The following is a 16,658-nucleotide window of genomic DNA, read 5'->3' on the forward strand; positions in this document are numbered from 1 at the left end:
CGGTTACTGATGGCTCTTTATGATTTCTTCAATCTTTTCGCGGAAGGGCTGCAGTTCGAAGGGCTTGTTGAATGTGGCCGCGACATCGAAATGCTTGGCGGTAATCAGGTAGTCGTCCGCAGCGGTACGTCCGCCTGCGCTGACTGCGATTGTCCTGTCTCCCAAGCCCATACGGCGGAGGTCCAGGATGACTTCGTAGCCATCGACGTCCGGCATGATGATGTCGGTAACGATGACATCGTATTTCTTGTTCTGGTAGAGCACCTTGGCGTCCCTGCCGTTGCTCGCAGTTTCCACTTCGTAGCCCTTGGCTTCGAGGGCTGTCTTCATCATCAGGTTGAACTGCTCGTCGTCGTCAATGATCAGGATGGTGGACATGATGCATTCTCCGGTTGATCGTTTGCTATATCCCAATATAGATTAAATTTCGTGCCTTCGCCTAATGTTGTTTGCACTGTGAAATGCGCTTTGCCCTCTTTTAGGAGCCTGAGAGCCGAAGAAAGGCCGAGTCCGAGCCCTTCTCCCGGTGCCTTGGTGGTGAAAAACGGCGAAAAGATGCGCTCGAGCGTCCCGGAATCCATTCCCGTCCCCGTGTCGGCGATGGTGAATTTCGCATAAGTTCCCTTTTCGATGGCGTCCGAGAAGGGGAGAACGAGCGTGTTTTTCAGCGTTTCGCGTTCGAGTCTGAACGTGAGTGTCCCGCCGGTAGACTTCATCGCGAAGATGGCGTTGTTCGCGAGGTTTGTCAGGATTCGGTCGAGGGCGGCGGGCAATCCGCTTATCTTGAGGTCGGGATCTACGATTTCGGTGGAAATGTGGATGTTCGAGGGGAGCGTCAGCTGGAGCTTCTTTACGACATCCTCGATGATGAGGAAGGGCGAGAACACCATGGCTTCGGGTGCGGTTGTCGTCTTTTCGCGCAGGGCGTTCAGCATTTCGTTCAGGGAGTCCTTGGCGCGGTTCGCCGCCTTTGTCGCTTCGGCGATGAAGCTGTTTACCTTGCCGAGTTTCTCGTATTCCTTCTTGGGCACGGCGTCTTCGGGGATGCTCACGAGGATTTCCTGCGCGAGTTCGCTGAAGCCGATTTGCGAACCGAGGATGTTCTTGTAGTCGTGGGCGAAGGCGCCGCACATGGTTCCGAGTTCTTCGAGTCTCGAGTGGATGTTCTTCTGTTCTCGCAGCAGGTCCCTTTCGCGTTCGAGCCTGCGCTGCTCGGTCAGATCCTGCTTGAGCCCGATAATCTTGTAGGGCTTCTGGTTCGCGATGATGGGGATGAACTGGTTCCTGTAAATGAAAATGGTCTTGTGGTTGTGGATCCGGTTGTTGGCCTCTTCTTCGCTAATCTCGTTGTGGTCTTCGTCCTCGTAGCTTGTGTAGATGCTGGGAATCCCGAGTTCGCGGGCCTGTTTCTCGTAGCTTGAAATCTTGTCGGAATTATCCGTCGTCTGGATCTGGTTGCCGCGGTGCTTGATGTCCGTGATGTTCTGGGTCATGTAGACGCCCTGCTCGTTTTTGGACCAGAACTGGAAGGGAAGTGCGTTGATGAGGGCAAGACTCAGGTTGTTCTGCTCCTTGAATTTTTTCTCGGAACTGTCGAGGCGGTCCTGGTAGCGGATGAGATCCTGCTTGTAGTCGGCGAACTGCTTGTTGTATGATTCGATTCGCTGCCTGTAGATGAGCGAGTTGGATTGGTCGCTGAGCAGTATCATCCACATGTAGGTGGTGAGGGTCACCCGAACTTTGAAAAGCGAAATGAAGAACGTGTGGCGCTCGTCGTTGATGACGACGTCCTTGGTTTCTTCACGGATTTCGATGTCGTATTTGATGTCCGGGATGAGGTCCTGGATACGGCAGAGGTTCATTTCGGATTCGGATTTCTTAAAAAGAAGCTGAGCGGCCGGGTTGCTGTCGACTATTTTTCCGTCGGGAAGAAAATGGATGGTGGAATCGCTCAGCTGCGCTTCAAGGTTCTTGAGAAGCCAATGTGAACTCTTGTTCTTGAAAGAGATGGATGTGAAGTACTGGCAGCAGAGGATCGTGAGTATGACTGTCGAATACTGGTGCCATTGCAGGAACACGGGGAAGTGCCCGTCTACGTTGAACGAGAACGAGATGGGAATGAGAAAATCCATGAAGAACGAGATGACGACGAAGAAGATGAAACTTGCCACCATGTAGAACCGGATTTGTGCGGCGTCCTTGTCGCTGGTCTGCATGCTGCTGCGGAGCATCTTGTATAGCGAAAGCATCGTTTCCGGGAACACGAAAAGGAAGAACAGGATGGAATAGGAAATAAAGAAGGGATACTTGTGGAACGGCCTCATGCCAAAGACGGAAAAATCCGTGATAATGGAAGGCTTGATGCAGAAGATAACCGTGACGGCGATAGCGCTTGCACCGCCGATGGCGTTGAGGAGCCTCCAGAAGTTTGAACGCTTGATGGTGAGGTTCTGTTCGCAAATGTGGTAGACGGCGTTTCCGAGCTGGACCCAGGCGATTGCCTGAAGGCCGAACGTAATCTTTGCGCCGATTCCGATATTTGGACCGCTGAAGAACATGTTCCCGATAAGGCTGCCGGTATTCCAGTGGACGCAGATGAGTAGCAGCTGGTAGATGGGCTTCGGGAACTGCTTGATGCGCACCTTCTGTCCCAGCATGTAGGGAATCAGGAAGGTGAGCAGAAGGGCGATAGCCGACAGGATGGTGCTGATGGGGGAACTTGAATAGAGAATTTCCGGCATGTCTGTCAACCTGTCGCTACGTTTTTACTTTGTCCGCTTGATTCCGAAGGTCTCCGTCTTGTCGTAAGAATTCGACGTGTCGAAGCGTTCCTTCGTTTTCATGTCCAGATCCGGGTTGGGAAGGAACTTGCATTCCAGTTCGGCCTTGTAAATATAGGCTCCCGTTCCGACGGCCCGGCCCTGCTGTGACTTTACGCCTCCGGCAGGCGAGTTGACCCATTCTACAAAGAATGTCACCTTGTTGTTCGTGGAGAAGTATTCGTCGGAATTGACGGTGTAGGTGCCGGAAGCGCGGTTCACGTAGCTTCCGAGATTCGTGTAGATGGGAATGTTGTATTTGACCTTGAGGCTTCTCCAGTAGGCCGGCTCGTTCAGCGCTCCGCCACGCGGGACGGTCAGGTCCATGGTCCAGACGACGCCGGTGAGCGGAGTGACTGTTGTGTCTATTCCGGTTTCTACGACAACTCCGTTTTCGATGCGGTCAAGTTTGTGGTTGCTCGGATTGACAATGTAGAGGTTCAACGTCTTTGTAGAATTGATGAGCGAAGCGGCCTGCGAGCTGATGTCGGCAACCTGCTTTTCGAGGTGGATATCGAACTTGATCTTCGGCTTGCCTTCGCCGCCGACGGTCACCTTTGGATTGCGTTCGGCGGGGCGGTTGCCGTTCTTGTCCGCGAATGCGCTTGCCGTATTGGGCGCAAAATTGATACGGTCGCCTTCCATGACCGCGGCCACGGCGTCGGCGGTGTAGAGCGCGTTCAGCATGGTCTTGCCCGAGGGGAGCCCGAATCCGGCAATGTCTATTTTCGCGATGTTCATGTTGCCGCGTTCGCGCACGTAGAGGATCGCTGCGGAATCGACGATGACGAGCGGCTCGCTTATGTATACGTTTAGCACTTCGTAGGTATTGGAAGAAGAGAGCGAAGCCGATACGAACACAGGGCCCGCCAGGTCTTCGGCAAGCACGGATTCCGTCTCGTAGGCGGCACCGTCACCCAGGTGTTCGATAATCATGCCCGCGCCTTCGACTTCGCGGCCGTTCAGAAGCCCTTCGAAGTTTCCGTTGGTGTTGCCGAGCGCAAAAGGAATCACGAGGTCGAACGAACTTGACATCTGGTCCGTGTTCAGCTGGAATTGCGTCTTGCGGACGACGAGCGTCTCGGGGGCGGCGCTGCCGAAGATGATGGAGATGGAATCCGGGAAGTGCTTCGAATCGACCGTCTGCGAGAACCTGATGTCGACGTGTTCGGCAAGCCCGTCCTGGTTCAAGTCGGAGATGCTTGCATAAGTCATGGGAATCGGACGGATCTTCAGGAGAACGTCGACAACCTTCGGGGTGCAGGGGCCGATTCCGTTACCGGCGAGGTCGCGGATGGTGGCTGTCGGCGCCAGCTCCGCCTTCATGCCTTCCTTGACGAGCGAACCGCCTCCGGCGTCGAAGTCAATTTCGAATTCCCAAATGTTCAAGTCCTTGTTGTAGGGTTTGACGCCTTTCACGTGGGCCGCAATGTCGTTGTGATCTATCCGGAGAGGCCATTCGGGTGAAGGTTCCTTCACAGGTTCGCTGAACTGGATGTAGACGAAATCGCTTGTGGCTTCGGGCAGGCGTTCCAACACAGAAACCGATACCAGGTTGGGTGGAATGCCATCCTTGTAGAAGTCGACCGATTCCTTCTTGCCGTCCTTCGTGTTGCTCACAAGCGTGATGCTTCCTTCGGGGTTTGTGTTCACGGTGGCGCCCGTGAGGTTTGCGCCCACGACGATGTCCTTGCCGTTCTGCGAAATCAGGTTGGTGCTGGTGATGGTATCTCTGCCGTACACGAACTTGATGGAATTGAACGACTGGTTCTCGGCCGTGATGTATTCGTTCGAAAGCGTAATATTGAACGCGTCGGGAATGTCGTCGCAGTCGGAGTCGACCATCTTCGCATCTTCGATGATGGGCCATGGCGGCAGGTCTTCGATGATGAGCACTGCCTTTGCGGGAATATAGTTGAATTTGGAGGTGTTGTTCCCGATGGCCTTCAAGATAGTCGTTGTCGCCTTGTCAGAAGAAAGGTAGAATTCGGCTTCGCCCTTGATGATGTCGATTTTTTCGACGGGAATCGTTGAATTGAGGGACGTGTAGAATTTTGCGAATCCCGTTTCCGAAGAAAGGAGAACGCTTATGGGGTCTACGTTGAGTAGCGCCATGTTGCTGTCCAGAAGCTGCAACTTGACCTTGACCATTTTCCCGGTATAGGCGTGCACCGTGTCGACGGTAAATTTCAGGTGGCGGATTTCAGGAGGAACCATGATTGAGTCGATTTCCACGTTGCTGCGGACAAAGGCGCAGGCGCAGTCATAGCTGCCGTTCTGGTTTGCCGCACGGTTGTGCCAGCTGACCCATTCCATGTAGTTGTTGCCGTAGACAAGTGTCGTGTCGATTTTGAACTGGAAGGCGTCTTTGCGGTTTGCCGGATCGTATGCCGTGTGGTTGAAATAGGAACTGCCGTTCATCTCGAATTCGTCGAGCATGCCGGTCGGAGTCACCTTGCTCGTGCCGCTGTAGGTGGCGCCGTAGTCTTCCTGTTCCACGGAGTAGTGCGGAGATACGAACGGGCTGTCGAAATTGAGCGTTATGGTACGGTTGAGCTGCGGTCCCGTTTCGGGCGAGTAGTCCGGGGCGTAGCCGTAGATATACTTGCCGTGATAGTAGGCTGTGACGTAAGGAGTCTTTCGGAACGCCTTTTCCTTTACACCATTTATGGTTTCGATGTACATGGTGGAATTGGATTCTTCCTTGTACAAGGGGCCTCGGGTCAGGTCTATGCCTTCGAACATTTCTGGATCGTCGGAGCCCGTATGTGGCCTGAAGGACCAGCTGTTTTCCAGGCTTCCGTAGGAGGGCTGAACCTTGAATTCAAAGAAGTAGCTGCCGGAAACGGCGAGGTTGCCTTCGATATGGACCTGCGTGTAATATCCGCTTTCGGTCGTTCCGCTCGGTGTCGTTGCCGTATAGGCTACGGGGGCTTCGAAATTCATCGTGGGCCATCCGACCGATTGCCCCGTTCCGTCCCAAATGGACCTGTTGTCGCTGCCTCCGGTGACGGCGACCGGGAAATAGAATCTCAGGTCGAGATCCTGGTATGGCATCGTATCCCTGTTTGTGACAATCACCAGGAAGGTGTTGCATTGCTTCCAGTCGGAACTGCTGGAGCAACCGTTCTTGTTGAGAGGCTTCACGTAGATGTCCATCTCGACTGTCGTGGCGTATTCTTCGGTCGTGAAAGAGAATTCGCTTGACGTCGTGGCTCCCGAAGATACGGAGAAGTAGTACTTGGTGCCAGCCTGAAGGTTGGTGAGCGTCGCTTCGTGGAAGAGGACTGCGCCGCCTTCTGCCGCTTTGGACTGGGTGTAGGCTCCCGGAGCCGTTCCGAAATTCACGACTCCATTCATGCGGTCGCTAGACCACCAGTAAATCTTTGCGCTCCGGTTGTCGACTTGGCAGATGGTGACCCCGCTGATGGATGTCGTGGCAGGGGTCATGGTGAACTTGTACCACTGGCCGTGATTGTTGTCGGTTGTGAGATTCCTTCTCGTGTCCATGCCTTCGAGGAAGAAGTAGTAGGTCTTCCCCGGGGTGAGCCCGGTGAGTGTGACAGCCCCGCCCTTTGTGGCCGTGTTCTGTTGAACGGACTTGACGGTTGTCTCGTCGGGAACTTCGCTGTAGAATACGGTTACGAGTGCGACTTCGTTGGCGTCCCAGCTCACGATGGCTTCGGTGTCCGAAATCGGTGTGCCGGCGATGTTGCTGAACAGCGGACCATCCATGTCGGGCGGGAGAGTCTGGGCAAGGCTCTGGGCCGGGAACAGGAACTGCGCCGTGAAGTCGATGCAGGTTTCGGTCGAGGTGTATTTGCTCCAGTCTTCGATCAGTGTCTTGTTCGGGTCGCGGGCTCCCATCAGGGCGCCTACGGGGCATTTATAGTCGTACGGCATGCCGCCTGCGTTGTAGCCGTCGGGGTTCGAGGCGCGGTTGTGGGGGTGTTGCGGGTTCTTGTCCCCGGTTCCCATAAGGAATGAAATATCCCACGGGTTTGCGCCCAGAATGAAGTACATGTTGTCGAGTGCCACTTTCAGATAGCGCTCGTCGCCGGTGAGTTCGTACATCAAGAAAATGGAAACGGCGGTTCCCATGTTGTAGCGCATCACGCCCCAGTCAAAGCTGGTCCACACCAGGTTATACGGGGTGATTACGTGCAGGTTGCTTGGGCCTTCGTGCGGGTCGCCGCTGCCAATGCCAGGGTTGGTGAGCACCAGGGAGTCGCCCTCGTTGGTACTTACATCGATCAGTTTCCTGAACGTCGCCATGGTTCGCATCGAGAGGGTGTCGCGTTCCAGTTCGCTAAGGCCGTATTCCGCAGAAATCGTCGGGCTGTTCAAAATCAACCGCTGCATCGCAAAAAGCACATACGAATGGACGTTCTGGTAGTCTGTCGCCCAGCCGCCCGGCGTAAATCCGCTTGGATTCCCGAGGAATCCGCCCTTGAAGTAGTCGAGGTTGTACCTGTAGGAATTTGCGTTGTTGTATATGGCCGGGTTCTTGTAAAGGTCGTATTGGTAGGTCGTATCCTTGGTGGCATACCAGAGGGCGAATGCGGCTGCGGCGCCGTCGTCGTTCAGGGGGCCACCACCCGTATAGAACTGGTTGTAGTAATTGCCGCTCGTAATGCGCTTTTCTGCATAGGCAACCTTGAAAACGTTCTTGTAGATGTCTTCTGCCGCAGCGAGAAGGGAATCCGAATAGGCGGCATCGTAGACCTTGTATCCGACGGCCACGTTTGCAAGCGCAGCGGCGAAGATACCCGCGGTATTGGCACCGATTTTCTTGGTTACATCGCGGTCGGGGCCTCCCTTGGCCGGGGATTGTGCGTCCTGGCGTTCAGGCCTGTCCCAGTACGCATGGTCAGGATCGGCGACGCCCACGGAATGGTACATGTCGCCTTGGGCAATCACGCCGTCCGCCTTGGATGCGTTGTAAAGCTTGAGAATGTAGTCCGTTCCGATTTTTGCTTCGTAGAGGATGTCGGGAATGCCGTCGGTGAACACGGTATCCGCATAGGAATTGCCGTAGCGGTCTTCGGCCTTGTCCTGATAGGTGAGGTAGACCATTGAAAGCACATACGCCGCGTAGCCCAGGGTTTCCGAGACCTTGAAGTGGTCTCCGCAGTCGTGCCATCCGCCGGTGAGGTCGTGCCCGATTGCAGAACCGTCCTTCAGGTGGCATGCCCCGTGGAAATGCGACTTGGTGTCGCCGCATCGCTGGATGCCAAAGAACATCAGCGATTTTTCCAGAATGGCGTTGAATATCGATGGGTGGATAAGGAAGTGGGCCGAGGTGTCGTTCCCGACAACAAGGTAGTATTCTCCCATGGAGGTAAGCGTCGTGAAGTCCGCTCGGTACAGGTTTTCTCTGGCAGAACTTATGGAATCCAGAGACCCGAATTCGTACACGCTTGCGATGGAATTGAAGGCGCCATTGATCCAGATATTGGGCTTTACGGCGTTCTGCTTGATAAGAGAAAGGCTGCCGTTCGAAACTTCCGTGTTGGTATTCGCGTCGATTACCTTGAAGGTCATGTTCGTCGGGTCGGCGACATAGGCGTACTTGTAATCCTGGGGCCTAAATCCGCTTTGGTTCAAACGGATAGGCCTACGGTTGTACACGTTCAGCGAGTCGAGGTATCGACGCTCGTGGACCTTGTCGGTACGGTCGATTACCGGAAGCTGCTCCATGGCGTTCACGCACAGCGCATCTCCCAGTATAAACAAAACAGCCAACAGTCTTTTCAAATACGTCATGTCAAATTCTCTTCCTAAGATAATTGTTCAGCACGAGGCGTCACTTCTTGGCTCGTTTGAAACCGAAGGTCTTCGTCGTGTTGTCATTCGCCTTGATGACGTCGCCCTTTTCGTAGTCGAGGTCATCTCCCGAACCGGATTCCGCAACGTAGGTTGCCTTGGATTCAAAATCGAACTTCGCAATGTAGGCACCAGTGCCGAGCCTGCGGCCGGTCTTGCTTGCCGGGGAACCGTTGGGCGCAAGCCATTCGAGGTTCAGGTGCAGCACGCCGTCTTCCGAAATCTTGTCGCGACCGATGTCGTCGAGGTCGATTCGGATATCTTGGTTCGCGATGAACTGCCCGAGGTTGTCGTAGACGTTCATCGTGAAGCGGATGTCGAAATCGAAGATAGGCTTGCCGAAGTCGTCGGTCTGGAGAGCCGACGGCATGGTGATATCCACGAAGAACTGCGGGCCCGCATGCTTGTAGGTATTGGTGTCAAGCACGATGGCGGTCGCCGAGAGCTTATTGTCGTTCAGGTTGAGCAGGGTTTCCGTCCCGTTCGAGTTCTTGACGGTGATGCGGAAGATGTCGCCTTCCTTCACGGGGACATCGGCGTAGGGCATTTCCTTGGACGGAGTGGTGATATTGCTTGCGAGCGTCACCTTGAACTTCGTCTTTTCGGCAGCATCACCACCAACGATAACCCACGGGTTGTTGATGGTGGGGTAGTTGCCCGCCTTGTCCTTGTAGCGAGAAAGTTCCTTGAGAGGCACGAGCCTGATGAAGTCGCCCACGCGGACGGCGCCTTCGGATTCGTCCGTGTAGCCAAACGTCTCCTTGGTCTCGTTCTTCGTGGTCACCGAGATTGGCTTGAGGTAGATTCCTTCCTGCGAGCCGCGCTTCCTTTCGATGTATTCGAGGACTGGGTTGTCGATGCTCTGTAGCGGTTCAGACATGGTCGCCTCGAGGAACTCGTAAGAGCTTACGGAACTCTTGGTCGCCTTTATGATGATGGGCGGGCAGTTGTCGATGAGCGTTGCCCGTGTTGCATCCAGCAGGCTTTCGAGAGATCCCTTGCGCGGGAGGATAGCTCCGTTGCCGCCACTAGAACCGTAGGTCATGTTCTTGTACAGGCCGTCCGGAATCGCAATCCTGATGGCGCTATGCTCGGTCTGTGCCGAGTCCCAGCCCACGGTGTCAATTTTCGGAATGAACGTAGAATCCTGCGATGTCTGGTACTGGTCGCATTTCTGCGAGACTGTAGAAGAAAGCGTGTCGATATGGTCAACCGTGCATTGGTCGACAACGGTCTGTTCCGCATCGAGGTAGGTGCAGGTGAAAACTGTGTCTGTGACGTAGGTCGTCACGTCCTTGAAACTGATGCAGGTCTTCTTGACGGTTCCCTTTATCCAGGTTCCGTTGGCAGAGTCCAGCTTTGTTATGGCGACAGGAGTCTTTTCGCCATAGACCGTATCGAGGGCCCATCCGCCGGCGGGCGTGGTGAACGGCGTGTAGACGGCGGGGCTGCCCCAGTACACGTCGATCGTGTCGGGAATGTTCTTGTCGCGGAGCAGTTTCACGAACTCGATGTAGATGGAGTCGGGCTGGCCGTCGCCTTCGACATCGAAGATCCTTGCGTAATGCACGGGTACAGGTCGGGTCGATTCTGTCACCGTAATCGGTTCGCAGGAGGCGAGCGCGTTAGTGGACATGTCGTTCACCTGGAAGGATCCGGCAATTTGTGTGCGGAACCCGGGCTTGATCAGGTTCCCGTTCGTGTTGCCTTCGATGACATAGAGCCAGCTCTTGCCGTCGTCGCTGGATGTTGCCGAAATGACGCGGATGCCGGCCTGCACGACTTCGGATGTGCCGTCGTAAACCTCAAGGGGCCATTCCGTCTTTGAACCTAGGTTGATAGGTTCCGAGAATGAAACCTTGAGTGTGTCGCGTTCGTTTTCGTGGTTCTCGTTTTCCAGAATGGAAACGCTCACGAGCTTCGGCTTGATGGCGTCGGTAATGGCTACGGTCGCCGTCTGGGCCTTCCCGTTTTCGCGCAAGTAGACGGTGACGTTACCCTTCGGGTTCGCGATGCTGACGAGTGAGTCGGAAAGGGGGAAGGAGGCTGTCGCACCCGTCACGGTGGAAGACGGAGTCAGCACGAAGGAATTGCCTGCGAATGTCGCGGAGGAATCGAGCGAGACCATCACGCTGTCGAGGATAATCTTGGTGCCATCGAACTGGCTTCCGCTGAATTCGATATTGAGGCTCATGTCATTTACGGGTGCGCCGGTCATGGAGCAGACTTCGCTTGTAATGAGAGCCTTCTTGGGGTCGGGCCGGGTCGGCTGCGAGTAGAACCAGACGGAGTCGCGTTCTTCTTCGTCGGCCGGGTCTTGGTACTTGACCCAGATGGTGTCGCCACCGAGGAAGTGGATGTTGGGGTAGGCGTCTTCGCTCGAACTTGCCTTGAGCCAGTCGCCGGAGAAGTAGCCCAGGGCCTCGTTATCGCGCCTGAGAATGACTTCGATAGAGTCCCCGGTGCGCGAATTGAAAACCTTCACGGGCATAGTCTCGTTGTTGCGGCTGTCCTTGTCGCGCAGCTGAATCTGGAACTGGAGGGAACCGTCTGTCTTGGCGGGGCTCGTTACCGAGTTCCCGTCCTTCTGTACAAGCAGCAGCGAGCCCTGGGTGCGGTCGCCCTTGCTGAACTGCACGTAGTAGGTGCGGTTCACGAACGCGCATCCGCCATTTTCTTGGCATTCAGCACATTCGGGGTTCGGACCCGCGAACACGGTCACGTCCACCTTGTTGGTGCCGATGGTCATCTTGGCCGGGATGTCCAGGTCGAACTTGCCGGTCTCGTAGTTGTAGACGGCCGCCTTCGCGAGTTGTTCCTTGGTGAGCGCCACGCCGTTCACCCAGATGCTGTTCACGTAGCCGCTTTCCGAAATCAGTGCCGTGCCGCGCAGGTGCATGACGCTTGTCGCCGTGTCGATTCGCACATAGGAACCGTTGGATACGTTGAACGGAGCGTCGAACGCTACGGTCATGTCGTAGTGGGCGCGCTTGGTGGTCATTTCCTTGTAGGAGGGGCTGAAACCCGATATGAACTCGTCCTTGCGGTAGACTACGATGTAGGGGTTGACAGGTGCCTGCTCGAAGTCGCCCTGGTCCTTTTCCCATGCGGGAACGCCATCGTAGTCGGCCCCGTCATCGTCGCGCTTGTGGGCCGCCCAAGACCAGTCGGGAGAGTTGCCGCCGGTCACGAGGCGCTTCTTGCCCGGAGTGCGGAGCGTTTCGCACATGTTGTTCTGGTAAATGCCGCTGGAGAAACCGATGTCGATACGCATGCGCGATGACGATTTGATGGTCGTGCCGCCCAGCGGAATCGGGATGTACCAGTCGTATTCGCCCGTTGCCGGGTTGTAGGTGTCTTCAAGTTTTACCGGCACGGCATGTCTCAGGTAGTAGCGTATGGAATCGTCGACATTCTCGCCTCTTTCGTTCACGCAGGGCCTGTTGAAGCCCGCTTCGTCATAGGCCTGGCAAATGTCGGAATCCACCAGCAGGGGGCAGGTTCCCGGTTGGTTGTTCTGGCCGGGGACGGCCTCGATTTCTTCGGGCTTTGCTGTCACGTAGAATCTAAGGGTCAGTTCGTTGAACGCGCGGTCCTCGTTGTTGGTGAGGTTCAGGTTCAAGAAGTCCATCCCGCCGAACTCGTACTGGTACACGCTTACGTCGAAGTCGTAGTGCGTCACGGGAGTAGTAAACTTGAGCGGCATGCCGTTGTCGTCGGTGCAGCGCTGCACCCCGTTGCTTTCTACGCAGTAGTAGTAGGTCGTCTTTTCCTTGAGCTTGCCAATCTTCACGTAGTGGAAGCTGGTCGGGATTCCCGAAACGTCCGCGTTGCCGTCGATGTCGCAGGTGCCCCTCGGGGTCGTGGGACAGGTCATCTTGTCGTAGCTCGTGAGTGTCGTATCCCAGTAGACCTTGGATTCGTACTGGCCGTTGGGTGTGTACCACATGATTTCGGCGCTGTCGGAACTCAGGTTGCAGACCTTCACGTTCTGGATGTCGGCCGGGGCCGGCGGGCTCACGAGGGTCGTGAACGAGAACGGGGTCGTGGTGCTGTCGACGAGCCACTTGGTGGCGTACGCTTCGCTCCTGATGTTAATCGCGATGACCTTGAAGTAGTAGGTTGTGCCGTTCTGGAGCCCCGTCAGGTGGATCTCGTGCTTTACGCTGTTGACGGTATCCTTCGCGGGAATGTTGAACGGACCGGTTTCACTGGTGCTGTAGAGGATCATGGCGGGGCCGCGCATGTCCTGGGAAATCTTTACGATGGCAGAATCGTAGCCCACGTAACGGATTTCCACGTTAATCTGGGAGGGGGCGCGGTTGCGGTCTTCTTCGCGGACGGCAACGGCGCTCGAAGCCACGAACATGGCCGTAGCGTCGATACAGGTTTCGGAAAGGTGGTAGTCTTCCCAGCTGAGCGTCGAGGGCGACCAGGCGTTCTCGACGCCGGGGGTCACGCCGCCGAACAGGGCGCCCGTGGGCGGGTTGTACTTGTAGCCAGCACCCGGCATGTTCTTGCCTTCGGGGTTCGATGCACGGTGGTGCGGGTGGGCGTCGTTCTTGTCGCCCACGCCCAGCAAGAAGGAAACATCCCAGGGGTTCACGCCGAGCATGTAGTTCAGCTGGTTGATGCCCAGCTGTTTCATCTCTGCGGAGTTCCAGTTCTGCATGCCCTTCTGCGGCAGGTTGATTCCTTCCAAATCCTTGGTCACGTCGGAATAGGCGAGTACTTCGAAAATGTTGCCCGCCTGGTAGCGGTTGTAAATCCAGGTCTGGTCGGTCTGCATGTTGTACCACAGGTCTCCGAACGAAACAGGGGTCGGGCCGTTCAGGGTCGGGATAGTAATGCTCTGGGAACCGCTTCCGCTCAGGTAGCTGATGTTGGTGCCGAGAATCAAGGCGACATTTTCGGCGTAGGTCAGGCGGGTCTTGTCGTCGATGCCGTACTTGAGGCCCGTTTCCTTGTCGCGCAAAAGCATCTTATAGAAGCCGTAGAGCGTGTAGGTGTAGGCGTTCGCCCAGCTCGTATTCTTGCTCGACTTCCTCATGCCGTCGCGGTTCCAGGCCATCCAGCCGCCATGGAAGAACCCGGTCGAGGCTTCCTGCGGGACACCAATTTGCGTATCTTCCACGGCGTCGTTCAGGTAGTCCATCTTGCCGGTCTTTTCGTAGGTGGCGAAGTGAAGCGCAATGGCCGCAATGGCGAGGTCGTCGTGCGACTCGTTGTTGCCGTTGTAGGCCGGGCTCGACCAGCCGTCGGCCTTCGTATTGTGCACATAGGCCTTTCCGCCGTCGTAGGTTCCGGGGCCAAGGCTCTTTTCCTTGAGCTTCAGGTTCTTGGCGAAATCGTACATCTTTTCGGCCACGACAAGGCAGCTGTCAGCAAAGGGCTTGTCGTATGTTGCGTATTCCTTGCTCAAAATGGCGAGGCCCGCCGCGATCTGGCCCGAAATGTTGGAACCCAGTTCGCCGAGGCGGATGTCACGTTCATGCGGACCTCCGCGACCGGTCAATGTCGTGGGCAGCGCATCCTGGTTTTCGGGGCGTCCCCACCATCCGTGGTCGGCGCCAAAGTTTCCTACGGAGACGGCCATATTGTCGATGACGCCATTTGCAAAACGGTAGGCGCGCAAAAAGAAGTCGGCACCGTGCTTGGCTTCGCGCAGAATGTCGGGAATACCGTCGGTATTGATGGTTTCGCCCATGTTGTAGGCGTAGTGGTCCTCGTCGCGTTCCGGGCTCGATGCCGCCATCACGGCAAGCACCATGAATGCGTAGGCCTGGGTCTGGGATTCCTTCAGGTGGTCACCGCAGTCGTACCAGCCGCCCTGCAGTGCGCCCTCTTCTGGAGTGAAGCCTGTGACGGCGCCGACACCCTTTACGAACTTGCCGCTGCCGTCTTTGGTGTGGCTCGGCTTGTGGAACCAGGATTCCGAATTGCCGGAACGGTTGATACCATAGAACTTGAGGGTCGCATCGCGGACCATCGAGTAGACCTTGTCGCTAATAATAAAGGTAGCGGAATACTGGCTCAGCACCTTGACGCGGTAGCGCTTGTTCATGTCGAGTCCGGCCGCCTGGCTCAGTTGGCCGATACAAACCTTGCCCTCGGGACCTATGGCCTTGGCCGTGTAGCGCCCTTGGTTGTTCGTCGCGGCGTCAGTTCCTGCCTTGATGTCCCAACTGGACCCGGTGGACTTGCCGGAGTTGGTAAAGGTTCCGCCAGTAAAGACTTCGTTCCCTTCCAAATCGACAACGGAGAATTTTTCGCTACAGTTGCCTGCGGATACATAATAGAACTGCTTTTCCGGGTCTTCGGGCAGGTAGCCCGCCTGGTTGATACGGATACGGCCGATACGGAGGTTCTGTGCGTCACGGAAAGCTTGGTTCAACGAGTCGGGAATGATTCCGTTTGGAACAAAGTCTTGGGGCATGGATCCGACGGGGGGCACGGTATTGTGCTTGCGGGGGTTCGGAGTATACTTGCTGAAACTCTCGACTGTACCGCCGTTGTCTGTGGCGGCAGTATCCCACTTCATGGGCCATATCGGACGAATCAAGTCATAGGGTGTCGGTTGTTCTTGGTCAACCGCAGCAAAAGTCAGAGATGCCAGAAGCAATCCTGCTACTAGGAAAAACGGCATATAGCCTCCCTTAAAAAAGTACTCACAACAATCCCATCTAGAAAATAGACATTTTTAACGCGGTTGAAAAAAAGTGTATCAAAAAAAACTACTCATTCGGGCTTTTTTTTATATATTTCAAAGTATGACATCCTCTTTTTTAAAGAAAAGATTTTTTTACATTCCTGCTTCGGCGCTGTTCGTTTCCGGATTGTCGCTGTTCGGTCTTTCCGCTTGTGGAGACGAGGTGGCAGGTCCCAAGGAACCGTCTAGCCAGTTGCCCGACGACCCTCCTGCGGTGTCTTCCGAAAGCAAGCTCTCCCAGGAGGGAGGAACCTCTTCCTCGTCGGCTGCCTCAAAGCCGTCTTCGTCCTCCTCGCAGGCATCCAAGCCCGTTGCCTCGTCATCTTCCAAGACGGCGACGGAGTCTTCTGAAGAGGTTCTGAACGAGCCGTCTCTCAAAGTTTCCGGAAGCTGCGGTCCCAAGACCCCCATCATTGAGAAGGGTGGCATGGCGACGTGGTCGTTCTATCGTGAAGGTGGCGATGTCTTTGATGCCATCATGGCTCCGTTTGTATGGAAATTCCCCGAACTGAACAAGACGGTGCAGGGGAATGGGATGAATTCCGTGGATGTCTCGTATGAGCAGTCCGGAACTTACACGGCAACGCTGAACGTCGATGGTGCAGATGTCGTTTGTGATCCCCTACAGGTGCAGGGCATTCCTATTACTATCAATTCCTGCAAGGCCGACAAGGAAACAGCCAAGGCGGGCGAAACGATTACGTGGACCGTCGAGGCGGAATCCGATGCGAACATCACCGGGTATGCCTGGACTTCGACGCTCGGGACGATTTCTGGTTCGGGGACGAGTGCTACTTTGTCTGCAGAAGCTTCGATGCACAAGCAGAAGGTTGCCCCCATGGTTGCCGTGACCAACGATGACAGGACCACGCAAACTTACCAGTGCGACGGCGTGACTGTGCTTGACCCCGAATCGGTGGACCTAGTGCTCATCGTTGCCGATGTCAACAGTCCGCAGTATGGCGAGACCAACCGCGCGAGTCTCCCGGATTCCATGTTCATTCCGGCGCAGTCCCCGATTACCGCCCTGGTTCCGAATACTGCGAAGGCAAACTGCAACCTTTCTTGCGTGCCCAAGGTTGGAGCCGATTACATGTCCCTCAAGATTACCGTGGACGGAAACCAGGTCGACAACATCGGTTACTTCAATCCCGGCAACAGCTGCGCGCCTGGCAAGAAGTTCTCCATCGAGGCAACGGTCACCGCGCTTTGCATGGTATCGCCCAACTAGAAGGCGGCAAACTCATTTAACGAAGGCCGTGGTTCTTGTGACCGCGGCCTTCTTGTATAAACCGAAAACCACC

At 55.6% G+C, this 16,658-nt stretch carries 5 protein-coding genes; 1 reads left to right on the forward strand and 4 read right to left on the reverse strand.

Annotated elements, in window-relative coordinates; translation table 11 throughout:
* Window positions 1-3 precede the first annotated feature (3 nt).
* The 4 genes from B4A77_RS03020 to B4A77_RS03035 form a co-directional block, all read right to left on the reverse strand.
* The gene (locus B4A77_RS03020) at window positions 4-378 is read right to left on the reverse strand and encodes a response regulator transcription factor (protein WP_290729936.1); all 375 of its coding nucleotides are present in this window, start codon (window positions 376-378) and stop codon (window positions 4-6) included.
* Entirely contained in the window at window positions 363-2,741 is a 2,379-nt protein-coding gene (locus B4A77_RS03025; protein WP_173382122.1) for a PAS domain-containing sensor histidine kinase, read from the reverse strand. The genes B4A77_RS03020 and B4A77_RS03025 overlap by 16 nt, the downstream gene beginning before the upstream one ends.
* A 24-nt stretch (window positions 2,742-2,765) precedes the next feature.
* Window positions 2,766-8,564 (reverse strand): glycoside hydrolase family 9 protein, encoded by a 5,799-nt coding sequence (locus B4A77_RS03030; RefSeq protein ID WP_290738180.1) that lies wholly within the window; start codon window positions 8,562-8,564, stop codon window positions 2,766-2,768.
* A 61-nt stretch (window positions 8,565-8,625) separates the two neighbouring features.
* Entirely contained in the window at window positions 8,626-15,291 is a 6,666-nt protein-coding gene (locus B4A77_RS03035) for a glycoside hydrolase family 9 protein (RefSeq protein WP_290738183.1), read from the reverse strand.
* Window positions 15,292-15,415: 124 nt separating this feature from the next.
* On the opposite strand from B4A77_RS03035, the gene B4A77_RS03040 reads away from it, so the two are divergent.
* Window positions 15,416-16,585, forward strand: coding sequence for a hypothetical protein (locus B4A77_RS03040; protein ID WP_290738186.1), 1,170 nt, complete (start codon window positions 15,416-15,418; stop codon window positions 16,583-16,585).
* The last annotated feature ends 73 nt before the right edge of the window (window positions 16,586-16,658 follow it).

Source organism: Fibrobacter sp. UBA3718, from assembly GCF_002371935.1.
Lineage (GTDB): Bacteria > Fibrobacterota > Fibrobacteria > Fibrobacterales > Fibrobacteraceae > Fibrobacter.